Source organism: Sphingobacterium siyangense (assembly GCF_007830445.1).
Taxonomy (GTDB): domain Bacteria; phylum Bacteroidota; class Bacteroidia; order Sphingobacteriales; family Sphingobacteriaceae; genus Sphingobacterium; species Sphingobacterium siyangense.
Map to the genome: position 1 here is coordinate 97,826 of NZ_VLKR01000008.1, position 12,647 is coordinate 110,472.

The window sequence follows — 12,647 nt, forward strand, 5'->3', positions numbered from 1 at the left end:
AATTGTATTTAGATTTGCTATAATGAAGAAGATAAATATATTGATTGTCGATGATAAAATTGAAAATATTATCAGTCTTACAGCACTGCTGGAGGATATCGAAAATATAAATATAGTGACGAGCACGGATCCCAACGAGGCTTTAAAAATCTGTTGGAAAGAGGATATTGACTTAGCGCTCGTTGACGTACAGATGCCAGAAATCAATGGTTTTGAATTTGTTTCCTTCCTAAAGAAGAATCCGAAAACAAACCATATTATCCCCATTATGGTAACAGCGATTTCAAAAGAAGACAAATACCTCATTCAGGGACTTAATAGCGGAGCTGTGGATTATCTATATAAACCACTGAACCCGGAAGCGACCATCGCAAAAGTAAAATCTTTTGTTCAGCAATTACTGATACAGCAGGAAATTAAAGAGAAAAACATTGCCTTAGAAGAATCAAAACAGGCCATTCTCAAAGCTAAAGAAGAGGCAGATCTTGCCAGAAAGTCGAAAGAAACCTTTTTAGCCAATATGAGCCATGAGATTCGTACGCCTATTAATGGTATTATGGGCATTACACAGATGTTAAAGAACTCCCAGCTCACTTTAGAGCAAGAAAACTGGATCAATAAACTGGACTCTGCCTCTCAAAATCTGTTGACTATTATCAACGACATATTAGACCTATCGAAAGTCGACTCAGGTATGATGAAACTTAACATGGAGTCGACATCAGTGCACGATATTACAGATGATCTAAACAACCTCTTTATTGATAAAGCCAACTACAAAGGGTTGAATTTTTCAATTGATGTAGACGATCGGATCACAAGTTATTTTCTGACAGATCCACTACGGTTGAAACAAATATTGACCAACTTTATCTCCAATAGTTTCAAATTCACCTCGGAAGGTTCTGTTGTATTAAAAATTCAGCTTCTAACAGAGGATAACCATAGCATCTGTTTACGGTTTCAGGTTATAGACACAGGAATCGGCATTGTAGAAGACGCCCTGGAAAAAATATTTATTGCGTTTGAACAGGGAGAAGATAGTATCACCAAAAAATTTGGCGGTACAGGATTGGGCCTCGCAATTGTAAAACGTATTGCTGCGCTGCTCAACGGTCGGGTTTTTGCATCGAGTGAATATGGTAAAGGAAGTATATTTTCCTTTGAATGTACTTTCGACAAAATCAAAGACAAACCCGTAGAAAAAGAAACGCAGATACTCTATACGGAATTGCCCAAGTTCAACTTTCCGATGATCCTGATTGCTGAAGACAATGAATTAAACAGTTTTATGCTGGCAAATATCCTGAAGAGCTGGAATTGCGAAATCACTTTGGCAACCAATGGCCTCATTGCATTAGAGGAAATCAATAAGAAAAAAATTGATTTGGTGTTTATGGATGCCCATATGCCGCTCATGAGTGGTTTTGAAGCGATCAAGGAAATACGTCGAAACACGAATCCGACAATCGCAAACATGCCGATTATTTCCATTTCAGCCTCTGTGCTCCAAGCCGAACAACAGGAAGCGCTCGATGCCGGAGCCAATGAAGTTGTCGGAAAGCCATTCGATCCTATCAAATTATATAAAACAATTGATACTTTATTGTCAAAATTGAAATGATAGTTTCAATTTATCAATGAAATCATTAATTTTAGAACATAATCAAGATGTTTTGATGTTATTTCTCATGAACGTGTATCCAGAAAGGAATTACGTTCGTCATAACTTCATCACTAAACCGCTAAAGGCTGCGGAAATGCCTACAATAAATAAAAGATAAACAAACAATCATTCAAATGAAAAAACTTTTTATGATACCAGCAGTTGCAGTTGCTTTATCAATTGCATCTTGTGGTGGAAACAGTGACAAGTCTGAAAAATCAACTAGTACAGAAGCGACAACTTCAACAGAAAGCCAAGCAACAGAAACAGTGCCTGGAATTGAAAACGTGGCTATTTCCAACAGCTTATCTTTAGAAGGTAACGATCAAATGAAATATAATAAGGATCTATTCCGTGTAAAAGCGGGTGAGCCAGTAGAATTATCTTTCAAAAATGCAGGTACTATGCCAAAAGAGTCCATGGGACATAACGTAGTTATCCTAAAACCAGGTGTTGACCTTCCAACTTTTGGTGCTGAGGCTGCTGCAGCTGCGGCAGACGAATATATTCCAAAATCAGCTTTATCTTCAATTGTTTCCCACACAAAATTATTGGGACCTGGGGAAACTGATAAAATCACTTTTACACTTGAAAAAGGAGTTTATACGTTTATTTGTAGCTTCCCTGGTCACTATGGTGTCATGCAAGGAAAAATTGTTGCAGAATAACGAATAAGTAAAAAAGGATATTCAAAATATGAATATCCTTTTTTCAATTTTATCCCCCCACTAGCACCGATTCATTGTTCCCCGAGGTGCATAATTTCCATTCTTTTATCAAAAAAATGTAAAGTAAGGATCTTTGGTCACAAATCGTAAGTTTTGATTTCCTATCCCATTAATAATCATTAAATTTGTGGTACAAAAAAATAAAACGTAATCAATGCAATACGACGTAATTGTAATCGGAAGTGGTCCAGGCGGATATGTAGGAGCTATCCGTTGTGCCCAATTAGGATTAAAAACAGCTGTTATTGAAAAATATAGCACATTTGGTGGTACTTGTCTTAACGTTGGATGTATTCCTTCAAAAGCGCTTTTAGATTCTTCGGAGCATTACCACAATGCTGCGCACAATTTTGATGCATTTGGCATCAGCTTGAAAGATCTGAAAGTAGACATGGCAAAGATGATTGCTCGTAAAGACGATGTCATTGCCCAAAATACTGCTGGTATTACCTTCTTATTTAAGAAGAATAAAATTGACAGTTTTCAGGGTGTGGGTTCATTTGTGGACAAAAACACCATCAAAATAACGAAAGCAGATGGTTCTACAGAGCAGATCACTGGTAAAAATGTAATTATCGCAACGGGATCGAAACCGACTTCATTGCCTTTCCTACCTGTTGATAAAAAAAGAATCATTACCTCAACCGAAGCACTTAACCTAAAAGAGATTCCAAAACACCTTATTGTCATTGGTGGTGGTGTTATAGGTTTGGAACTAGGTTCAGTTTATGCTCGTTTGGGTTCAAAAGTTTCTGTTGTTGAATTTGCAAAATCTATCATCGGTACAATGGATGGTGGCTTAGGAAAAGAACTACAACGTGTTTTGAAAAAATCATTGGGCATGGAGTTCTATTTAGGTCATAAAGTAACTGGAGCTTCCGCGAAAGGTAAAGTTGTAAAAGTAACTGCTGAAGATCCAAAAGGACAAGAAGTCACTTTAGAAGGCGACTATTGTATCGTAGCCGTTGGTCGTACCGCATATTCTGAAGGCTTAGGATTAGAAAATATCGGCATCACAGTAGAAGAAAGAGGTAAGAAAATCCCTGTTAATGCCCATCTGGAAACAGCTGTACAAGGTGTATTTGCAATTGGTGATGTGATCACTGGAGCAATGTTGGCACACAAAGCTGAGGACGAAGGTGTATATGTTGCAGAATATATTGCAGGTCAAAAACCACATATTGATTATAATTTGATTCCAGGTGTTGTTTATACTTGGCCTGAAGTTGCTTCTGTTGGAAAGACTGAAGAGCAACTTAAAGAGGCAGGTGTAAAATACAAAGCTGGATCATTCTCTTTCAAAGCTTCTGGTCGTGCAAAAGCATCTGGTGACACGGATGGTTTTGTAAAAGTACTGGCAGACGCGACAACTGACGAAGTATTAGGTGTACATATGATTGGTCCTCGTGCAGCAGATATGATTGGTGAGGCAACCGTAGCTATGGAATACCGTGCATCTGCAGAGGATATCGCACGTATTTGCCATGCACACCCAACCTATACTGAAGCAATCAAAGAGGCGGCGCTAGCAGCTACAGCAAACAGAGCAATACACGCTTAGGCGATAAATATCGGATACTCAAGGGGAAAAGGAAACTTTTCCCCTTTGTCATAAATACCTATACACGATGAATTTTTATACAAGAAAATGGGTCAAACCCGAAGACCTAAATCCCAATGGAACATTATTTGGAGGAACACTACTGCGATGGATTGATGAAGAAGCAGTCATCTATGCTATCGTTCAATTAGGAAATCCCAAAGTGGTTACGAAATTTATTTCAGAAATAAACTTTGTAAGCTCAGCCAAGCAAGGCGATATTCTCGAACTGGGTATTGAAGCGATCAATTTTGGAACAACATCTTTAACGATGCGCTGCGAGGTACGCAATAAAATATCCAGGAAAACAATTCTATCGATCGATAAATTGGTCTTTGTAAACTTGGATGACGATGGTAATCCAGCTCCTCATGGAAAAGATAGCATTACCTATGCGTATATGGGGATTGAAAAGACAGGTAGAGATGATTAAACATCTCCCCTGTCTTTATTAATTTGGTATCTCCCCCCTACCTAACCCTTTGCAAAAATTCATGCATTTGTATTTTTTAAACAAACTATGATTTCTGTCTCTTTCCTTCAATTTCTTTTTTAAGATCCAATTCCACCCAAAAGCCAAAAATAGGGATCAAAGAAGCCAAGAAATATTTCACCGCCTTTAATATAGGCCACTTGTATTCTACAGTTGACATGATCAGCATAACGACGAAGATAACGACAAAGAAGCCATGAATGGAACCAGCTATTTTGACTGCTTCGGGGATTCCCGCGAAATATTTCAACGGCATGGCAATAAAAAACAAGCAAATGGTGGAGATTGCTTCCCACAGGGCGATCTGTCTGAATATTCTTAACATAATGATAAACTGTGTATTGTGAACTTCAAAAATAAGACTCTAAAAACGCTTTAACTATTATTTTTCCCCCTTTGACCAGGATGTGACATTCAGCTAGAAACAGCGACAGTGTTTTATCAGAAACCGCCAATTTTACAATAAATAGTTCATATTCATCAGAAAAAATGCGTACTTTTGAATGAATATATGCTTCACAGATTTTGTCATTTGAAGCTATAACACTCAACTACAGAATATTTATTTATATGAATTACGACATCATTGTAATCGGTAGTGGTCCAGGCGGGTATGTTGCTGCCATTAGAGCCGCTCAGTTAGGGTTCAAAACAGCGATTATTGAACGCGAATCATTAGGCGGAATCTGTCTAAACTGGGGCTGTATCCCTACAAAAGCATTATTGAAAAGTGCTCAGGTATTTGAATATTTAAACCATGCCGCTGATTACGGCATCAATGTTCAAGGTGGTGAGGCTGATTTTGACGCTATTGTCAAAAGAAGTCGCGGGGTTGCTGAAGGAATGAGTAAAGGTATTCAGTTCTTGATGAAAAAGAATAAAATCGACGTCATCAATGGAACTGCAAAAATTAAAAAAGGTGGTAAAATCGATGTGAAAGGAGCAGACGGTTCTACTAAAGAATATTCGGCAAAACATACCATCCTAGCGACTGGTGCACGTTCACGTGAATTGCCTAATTTACCTCAAGATGGTAAAAAAATCATCGGCTACCGTCAAGCAATGACACTTCCTAAACAACCAAAATCTTTAGTTGTTGTTGGCTCAGGTGCTATCGGTGTTGAGTTTGCTTATTTCTATAATGCAATCGGAACAAAAGTAACTATCGTAGAATTTATGGATAGAATCGTTCCTGTTGAAGATGAAGAAATTTCAAAACAATTAGAGAAAAGCTTAAAGAAACAAGGTATCACCATCTTAACGAAATCTGAAGTTCAATCCGTTGACACAACAGGTGAGTTGAGCAAAGTTTCTATCAAAACAGAAAAAGGTATTGAAGTTATCGAAGCAGAGATTGTATTATCGGCTGTTGGTATCGCTCCAAATATCGAAAATATCGGCTTGGAAGAGGTTGGTGTAAAAACTGATCGCGGCCGTGTTGTTGTAGATGATTTCTACAAAACAAACATCGAAGGTGTATATGCGATCGGTGACATTGTTAAAGGCCAAGCCTTGGCTCACGTTGCCTCAGCAGAAGGGATCACTTGTGTTGAAAAAATCAAAGGTCTACATGTTGAGCCTATTGACTACAATAATATCCCTGGCTGTACATATTGTTCCCCAGAAATTGCTTCTGTAGGTTATACCGAAAAAGCGGCAAAAGAAGCCGGCTATGAAATTAAAGTTGGTAAATTCCCATTCTCAGCTTCAGGAAAAGCTTCAGCTGCTGGTGCGAAAGATGGCTTTGTTAAAGTTATCTTTGATGCTAAATATGGTGAGTTCCTAGGCGCACACCTTATCGGAGCCAATGTTACAGAAATGATTGCAGAAGTTGTTGTTGCCCGCAAACTGGAAACAACAGGTCATGAAATGATTAAAACGATCCATCCTCACCCAACAATGAGTGAAGCGATTATGGAAGCTTGTGCTGATGCTTACGGTGAAGTGATCCACTTGTAGTATTAAAACAACTAAAACTAAAAAGGGGAAAATCGTTAGATTTTCCCCTTTTTAGTTTTATGATCGAATGGTTAATAGCGATTACATAACCAATCGCGACTTAAAGACGATCTGTTGATCGATAATTTCGGTGTTGTCAATGCGTTCAAATAAAATTTCAGCGGCTTTACGCGCTTGCATTCCCGGAAATTGCTCTATGCGTCCCATTGGCGGATTTTCCATATATTGCCATAACGGATAGTTGGCATAACTAATAAAGAAAATATCTTGATTTAAGACAAGCCCCTTCTGTCTGGCCGCTTTCATCAAATCAAGTGTAACAAAGTCATTAAAAGATATAATTGCAGAAGGTCGCTCAGACATCGCAAATATACTATCCATAGCCTTTTCATTTCCTTCCGTACTCAGGTCTGTTTCGATGATATTCTTTTCTAGAATATCCATACCATTCCTTTTCATGGCGGATAGATAAGCTACTTTTCGATCTTCACTAGCCGGCAAGGTTTTCGGCCCATTTACAAGGGCAATAATTTTATGTCCACGCGCTACGAAAGCATCCACAGCTTCGTTCATACCCGTAGAAAGATCGCTTTGTACTTTATTGATATTGGGTAAACTAGGCACACAGTCAAAGAAGACAATCGGGATACCAGACGCTTCCAATTTCTCAATGAATTCTAAATTGGTCGTCTTTTTACCTATAGACATCAAAATCCCATCGACACGATGGTTTTTAAATGTTTTTAAGATCTGTTCTTCACGCTCGGGGTCATCCAGTGATTGTCCCATCAGCACAGTATATCGGTGTTCTGATGCAACATTTTCAATTTCACTAATGGCGAAAGAAAAAAACGGTTCAGACAAACTCGGTAAGATAACAGCAATCGTAAATGTTTTACGCTGCTTGAAGAATATAGCCGTTTGATTGGGTTCATAATTCAATTCTTCGGCCATTTTTTTTACGCGCATTGTTGTCACCAATCCAATACTAGGATGATCATTCAATGCTCTAGAAACTGTCGAAGGACTGATTTTCAGCTTCTTGGCAATTTCTTTAATCGTGGCAGGCTTGTTCACTTTATTCATAAATCCAAGGGCTTTATATAAAAATAGGGCTTTTATATCCCTAATCATAATTTTTTCTCAACAATATCGACGACGACTTTAATAACAATTATTGTTGGTAGATTCAACAAAGATACTGACTGTAAACTTAGTCTACAAATTGAATTGCGGTCGTGTCCACCGTAAACTCATTTGCGAGGAACTCCAATGGATCAATTCCCCTAAAAACAAGTTCATCCTTAAAGTAAACTTTTACAGCATCCCCATATTCACCCCAATCCACAAATTTGACTTTATTGAGTTGTTCTAGCGGATTTCCTTTCGTCAAAATACAAACATGTTTATCTGCGGCTTTTAACTGCCTAAACAGCGTATTAATATGATCAAACAAATGTAACCGTAGTGGCAAAATTGCATTGACATGAAGCCGCTCAAAATTCTCCTTATATTTTTGATCAAATCCAAAGGTTTGCTGCGCATGTTCGAACAATAAATTCTCACCTTGATGCTCGAGGTGATTTTTCATAAATTGAACCAAATCTGCTTGAGCCGGAACAGTCTCTGTAAATTCTATAAAATTAGCAAAAAGATAATATACTTGAAGTAAGTAATCCTTTTTAGGAAAAACAACATCATCTAATTCAAAAACATATACCTTTTTTTCTTCTGGGAACATCATGATATGTAAAAGCTTAAAATTAAGGGCTGTGTCAACAGGGTTAAAACCTTAATGACACTAACCACAAAAATAAGATTCTATTTGGATACACAGATTAATGCTAAATCCTCCCCGGAATCCGAAGCAACAAACAATCCATCCAGTGATCTTTCGAAAGTCGCTGAGTCCAATAAATCGTTGCCCTTTGACAGAAGTCTATAAGGCAAATCAGCTGGCGGATTTTCCATAACAGGAATAGTTTCAAGCAGATCTTTATCGGGGACAAGAACTGAAATCTGATATTCCTCAAATAAAACTTTGGCTGCAGCCAATGGTTCCAGCTCAAAACCACCTAAAGGCAGCACATAATCAACCTGTTGGTCTAAACTTAATTTGAGTATCTCATGTGCAAAAGTAGGAAGAAGACCTTTTGGAATTTTGGCATATTTCCCTGACGCTAAAAGCAATTCGGGAATGTCTTCTGAACTTGCATATAATATTTCGAAATCAGCCCCAAGTCTTTTAGCGATACGCATCGCCAAAGGTCTAGTCCCGAAAGTTATGAGTATTTTCTTCATTAAAAATATAGTTATAATCCGGATTACTGTTACACGACTAACCCATCGCGCATATGTATCGTTCGGTCCGAAATTCGGGCAAGTTCCTCATTATGGGTAACGATAATAAATGTCTGCTGAAATTTATGTCTAAGATCAAAAAACAACTGATGCAAAGCTGCTGCATTCTCTGAGTCAAGATTACCCGAAGGTTCATCTGCCAAAATAATGGAAGGATCATTGATCAGAGCACGAGCCACAGAAACACGTTGTTGTTCTCCGCCAGACATTTCAGCAGGCTTGTGATCAATACGATGAGAAACCCCTAATAGTTCAAGCAATTCTCTTGCTTTAGCTTCCGCCTCGGACCTCCCCTTTCCTTGAATAAAAGCTGGAATACACACGTTTTCCAAGGCTGTAAATTCAGGCAGCAAATGGTGAAATTGAAAAACAAAACCAATATGTTCATTTCGGAAAGCACTGAGCTTTTTAGCATTCAATTTTTGAACATCAACACCATTGATGAAAACCGCTCCCTGATCAGGCTTATCCAAGGTACCAATGATGTGCAACAGTGTACTTTTACCAGCTCCTGAAGCACCAACAATACTGACGATTTCCCCTTTTTCAACAGCGATATCAACACCTTTCAAAATTGGTAATGACCCATAAGCTTTGTGAATTCCTTTGGCATGTAACATCATAGGACAAAGATAAATAAATTTACGATACCACGAGTTTGAATAAATAAGCTGTTATTTCTCTATTCCAGCCATTTTATTTTGTCTAAATGTCAAAAAATAGATAAAAGAGCAACTTATCCCTTGTCTTATCCCCCAAAAAATTATATTTTTACGCCAAATATTTTTGCAAATGAACATTCACGAATATCAAGGAAAGCAAATACTAAAGAGCTTTGGTGTGCGCGTACAGGAAGGTATCGTAGCAGATACTCCAGAGCAAGCTGTGGAAGCGGCCAAAAAAATGAAAGAAGACTACAATTCTGATTGGGTTGTTGTTAAAGCTCAAATTCACGCTGGTGGCCGTGGTAAAGGTGGTGGTGTCAAGTTAGCTAAGAACTTAGATGAAGTCAAACAAAGAGCAACTGACATCATTGGCATGCAATTGGTAACGCCTCAAACTGGACCTGAAGGTAAAAAAGTAAACAAAGTTTTGGTAGCTCAAGACGTTTATTATCCTGGCGAGAGCGAAACAAAAGAATTCTACATGTCTGTATTATTAGACCGTGCTAAGGGACGTAACATCGTTATGTACTCTACAGAAGGTGGTATGGACATCGAAGAAGTTGCAGAAAAAACACCACACTTGATTTTCAAAGAAGAAATCGATCCAAAAGTAGGCTTACAAGGATTCCAAGCACGTAAAATTGCTTTTAATCTTGGTCTTTCTGGTGCTGCACACAAAGAAATGGTGAAATTTGTTGCCGCTCTTTACAAAGCATACGATTCTACAGACTCTTCTATGTTTGAGATCAATCCGGTATTAAAAACTTCAGACGACAAGATCTTAGCAGTTGATGCGAAAGTAAATCTTGATGAGAACGCTTTGTACCGTCACCCAGATTACGCTGCTATGCGTGACGTAACTGAGGAAGATCCAACGGAAGTTGAAGCTGGTGAATCAAACCTAAACTACGTTAAATTAGATGGTAACGTAGGTTGTATGGTAAATGGTGCTGGTTTAGCAATGGCTACAATGGATATCATCAAATTAGCTGGTGGTGAACCTGCAAATTTCTTGGACGTAGGTGGTACTGCAAATGCTGAAACTGTAAAAGCTGGTTTCAATATCATTTTAAAAGACCCTAACGTAAAAGCGATCTTAATTAATATCTTCGGTGGTATTGTTCGTTGTGACCGTGTTGCTCAAGGTGTAATTGATGCTTACAGCGAAATCGGTAACATCCCTGTTCCAATCATCGTTCGCCTTCAAGGTACGAATGCTGAAGAAGCGAAAAAATTAATTGATGAGTCCGGTTTACAAGTTTATTCTGCAATCTTATTGAAAGAAGCTGCTGAATTGGTAACGAAAGTATTGAAAGGTTAATTCCTTTAATCATCATAACAAAAAACGCGGACTAGTTATAGTCCGCGTTTTTTGTTTCTACTCTTCCTATCGTTCGCCACACAGACAAAAAGTTCTCTTAGCAAACCTATATTCCGTAGCAAAACGAGCTGTGTGCCATTTCCCAATCTTGGAGTTTTCACCTGTCTTTATTTCAACATATATTTTCCTTGTGCAGGTTAACGAACCATCTTTAAGTGAATTAAATCAACATTTATAACCAATAAACCAACAGAATAGCTTATTTTTGTATTGCTTTTTTAACAAAGCATCTTTTACAAGTCAATCTCCAAAAATTAAGATGGAACACACAAGAATAAAGGAACTATTGAATGCCACAGAATTTGGCAAAGAGGTCGTTGTTAAAGGTTGGGTAAGAACTTTCCGCAACAATCAGTTTATAGCAATCAATGACGGTTCGTCAATCAATAATATTCAAGCAGTTGTCGATTTTGAAAATACACCTGAAGATATCTTAAAACGTATCACCACTGGAGCCGCAGTTCGCGTAAAAGGTCAATTGATAGAATCACTGGGTAAAGGGCAAAAAGTTGAGGTTAAAGCTACTGAAGTTAGTATTATTGGCGACTCTGACCCCGAAAAATATCCATTACAACCCAAAAAGCATAGCTTAGAATTTTTACGTGAAATTGCACATTTGCGTTTCCGTACCGGAACATTCAATGCGGTATTCAAAGTGCGTAATGCTTTAGCATTTGCGGTACACAAGTTTTTTCAGGAAAACGACTTTGTCTACATGCATACACCAATCATCACAGGTTCGGATGCGGAAGGTGCTGGAGAAATGTTTCAGGTTACAACCCTGGATTTAAAAAACCCGCCACGCAAAGAAAATGGAGATATCGATTTCAAAGAAGACTTCTTTGGAAAACCGACGAACCTTACTGTATCGGGCCAATTGGAAGGTGAGCTTGGTGCCATGGCATTTGGAAACATCTATACGTTCGGTCCGACATTTAGAGCGGAAAACTCAAATACAACACGTCACTTAGCCGAATTTTGGATGATCGAACCTGAAATGGCTTTCTATGAATTAGAGGACAATATGGACTTGGCCGAAGCTTTGCTGAAATATGTGATTAAATATGCTTTGGAAACCTGTCCAGAAGAAATTGAGTTCTTAACCAATCGTTTGTTGGAAGAAGAGAAATCTAAGCCTGCTGCAGAACGTTCAGAATTAAATCTTGTTGAGAAATTAAACTTCGTATTAACAAACGATTTTGAACGCGTTACCTATACCGATGCCGTTGAAATATTAAAGCGTAGCAAACCAAACCAAAAGAAACAATTCAAATATTTAATTGATGATTGGGGTGCTGATTTACAATCGGAACACGAACGCTACTTGGTTGAAAAACACTTCAAGAAACCTGTTATCTTAACAGACTATCCGCGCGAAATCAAGTCCTTCTATATGAAGCAAAATGAGCCGGATGCGCAAGGAAGAAACACCGTACGTGCCATGGATATTCTTTTCCCAGGTATTGGTGAAATGGTCGGTGGTTCGCAGCGTGAAGAAAATCTTGATCGCTTACTCGATCGCATGGCTGAAGTTGGTATTCCTGCAGAAGAAATGGAGTGGTTCTTGGATACACGCCGTTTTGGATCGGTACCGCATTCAGGATTTGGCGTAGGTTTTGAACGCCTCGTTTTATTCACGACAGGAATGACCAATATTCGCGACGTCATTCCATTCCCACGTACGCCGAAAAACGCAGAATTTTAATATAAAGAACAACAGCCAAAACAAAATATTTTGGCTGTTGTTCTTTTAGATATAGCGTATCTGAATGCAGATAATAACCATTGCCCTAT

The 12,647-nt window shown here is 38.3% G+C and carries 12 protein-coding genes; 7 read left to right on the forward strand and 5 right to left on the reverse strand.

Annotated elements, in window-relative coordinates; translation table 11 throughout:
• The first annotated feature begins 22 nt into the window (after window positions 1-22).
• From IQ31_RS09265 to IQ31_RS09280, 4 genes are all read left to right on the forward strand, one after another.
• On the forward strand, window positions 23-1,624 hold the full coding sequence (locus IQ31_RS09265; RefSeq protein WP_145327822.1) for a response regulator: 1,602 nt from the start codon (window positions 23-25) through the stop codon (window positions 1,622-1,624).
• Window positions 1,625-1,800: 176 nt separating this feature from the next.
• Window positions 1,801-2,334 carry a plastocyanin/azurin family copper-binding protein gene (locus IQ31_RS09270; RefSeq protein ID WP_075991088.1) on the forward strand — a complete coding sequence of 178 codons (534 nt, stop codon included), beginning with the start codon at window positions 1,801-1,803 and terminating at the stop codon, window positions 2,332-2,334.
• A gap of 214 nt (window positions 2,335-2,548) precedes the next feature.
• On the forward strand, window positions 2,549-3,955 hold the full coding sequence (gene lpdA / locus IQ31_RS09275; protein WP_075991087.1) for a dihydrolipoyl dehydrogenase: 1,407 nt from the start codon (window positions 2,549-2,551) through the stop codon (window positions 3,953-3,955).
• 67 nt (window positions 3,956-4,022) lie between these two features.
• Window positions 4,023-4,427 carry an acyl-CoA thioesterase gene (locus IQ31_RS09280; protein WP_088160268.1) on the forward strand — a complete coding sequence of 135 codons (405 nt, stop codon included), beginning with the start codon at window positions 4,023-4,025 and terminating at the stop codon, window positions 4,425-4,427.
• An 85-nt stretch (window positions 4,428-4,512) separates the two neighbouring features.
• On the opposite strand, the gene IQ31_RS09285 is transcribed toward IQ31_RS09280, so the two are convergent.
• A complete protein-coding gene (locus IQ31_RS09285) occupies window positions 4,513-4,812 on the reverse strand; it encodes a DUF3817 domain-containing protein (protein ID WP_046674086.1) in 300 nt (99 codons plus the stop codon).
• Between the two features lie 245 nt (window positions 4,813-5,057).
• Here IQ31_RS09285 and lpdA (IQ31_RS09290) point away from each other — a divergent pair, with 245 nt between their 5' ends.
• Window positions 5,058-6,446: a dihydrolipoyl dehydrogenase gene (gene lpdA, locus IQ31_RS09290; RefSeq protein WP_070560650.1), complete on the forward strand. Its 1,389-nt coding sequence runs from the start codon at window positions 5,058-5,060 to the stop codon at window positions 6,444-6,446.
• A gap of 81 nt (window positions 6,447-6,527) precedes the next feature.
• Here lpdA (IQ31_RS09290) and IQ31_RS09295 read toward each other — a convergent pair whose 3' ends face one another.
• From IQ31_RS09295 to IQ31_RS09310, 4 genes are all read right to left on the reverse strand, one after another.
• Window positions 6,528-7,532 carry a LacI family DNA-binding transcriptional regulator gene (locus tag IQ31_RS09295; protein ID WP_145327823.1) on the reverse strand — a complete coding sequence of 335 codons (1,005 nt, stop codon included), beginning with the start codon at window positions 7,530-7,532 and terminating at the stop codon, window positions 6,528-6,530.
• Window positions 7,533-7,659: 127 nt separating this feature from the next.
• On the reverse strand, window positions 7,660-8,190 hold the full coding sequence (locus IQ31_RS09300) for an HAD family hydrolase (protein WP_145327824.1): 531 nt from the start codon (window positions 8,188-8,190) through the stop codon (window positions 7,660-7,662).
• A gap of 77 nt (window positions 8,191-8,267) precedes the next feature.
• Window positions 8,268-8,747 (reverse strand): ATP-grasp domain-containing protein, encoded by a 480-nt coding sequence (locus IQ31_RS09305; protein ID WP_145327825.1) that lies wholly within the window; start codon window positions 8,745-8,747, stop codon window positions 8,268-8,270.
• Between the two features lie 29 nt (window positions 8,748-8,776).
• On the reverse strand, window positions 8,777-9,427 hold the full coding sequence (locus IQ31_RS09310; RefSeq protein WP_208734186.1) for an ABC transporter ATP-binding protein: 651 nt from the start codon (window positions 9,425-9,427) through the stop codon (window positions 8,777-8,779).
• A 172-nt stretch (window positions 9,428-9,599) separates the two neighbouring features.
• Between IQ31_RS09310 and sucC the strand changes: the two genes are divergently transcribed.
• Together sucC and asnS are read left to right on the forward strand one after the other, a co-directional pair.
• Window positions 9,600-10,793, forward strand: a complete 1,194-nt coding sequence (sucC, locus tag IQ31_RS09315) for an ADP-forming succinate--CoA ligase subunit beta (RefSeq protein ID WP_046674091.1) — start codon at window positions 9,600-9,602, stop codon at window positions 10,791-10,793.
• Window positions 10,794-11,112: 319 nt separating this feature from the next.
• Entirely contained in the window at window positions 11,113-12,558 is a 1,446-nt protein-coding gene (gene asnS / locus IQ31_RS09320; protein ID WP_088160265.1) for an asparagine--tRNA ligase, read from the forward strand.
• Window positions 12,559-12,647 lie beyond the last annotated feature (89 nt).

What these genes read in the sequence shown, in the direction of transcription:
- IQ31_RS09285 (WP_046674086.1), bottom strand. Translation starts at nt 4,812, where the DNA reads ATGTTAAGAATATTCAGACAGATCGCCCTGTGGGAAGCAATCTCCACC.
- sucC (WP_046674091.1), top strand. Translation starts at nt 9,600, where the DNA reads ATGAACATTCACGAATATCAAGGAAAGCAAATACTAAAGAGCTTTGGT.
- lpdA (WP_070560650.1), top strand. Translation starts at nt 5,058, where the DNA reads ATGAATTACGACATCATTGTAATCGGTAGTGGTCCAGGCGGGTATGTT.
- lpdA (WP_075991087.1), top strand. Translation starts at nt 2,549, where the DNA reads ATGCAATACGACGTAATTGTAATCGGAAGTGGTCCAGGCGGATATGTA.
- IQ31_RS09300 (WP_145327824.1), bottom strand. Translation starts at nt 8,190, where the DNA reads ATGATGTTCCCAGAAGAAAAAAAGGTATATGTTTTTGAATTAGATGAT.
- asnS (WP_088160265.1), top strand. Translation starts at nt 11,113, where the DNA reads ATGGAACACACAAGAATAAAGGAACTATTGAATGCCACAGAATTTGGC.
- IQ31_RS09265 (WP_145327822.1), top strand. Translation starts at nt 23, where the DNA reads ATGAAGAAGATAAATATATTGATTGTCGATGATAAAATTGAAAATATT.
- IQ31_RS09280 (WP_088160268.1), top strand. Translation starts at nt 4,023, where the DNA reads ATGAATTTTTATACAAGAAAATGGGTCAAACCCGAAGACCTAAATCCC.
- IQ31_RS09310 (WP_208734186.1), bottom strand. Translation starts at nt 9,427, where the DNA reads ATGTTACATGCCAAAGGAATTCACAAAGCTTATGGGTCATTACCAATT.
- IQ31_RS09305 (WP_145327825.1), bottom strand. Translation starts at nt 8,747, where the DNA reads ATGAAGAAAATACTCATAACTTTCGGGACTAGACCTTTGGCGATGCGT.
- IQ31_RS09295 (WP_145327823.1), bottom strand. Translation starts at nt 7,532, where the DNA reads ATGAATAAAGTGAACAAGCCTGCCACGATTAAAGAAATTGCCAAGAAG.
- IQ31_RS09270 (WP_075991088.1), top strand. Translation starts at nt 1,801, where the DNA reads ATGAAAAAACTTTTTATGATACCAGCAGTTGCAGTTGCTTTATCAATT.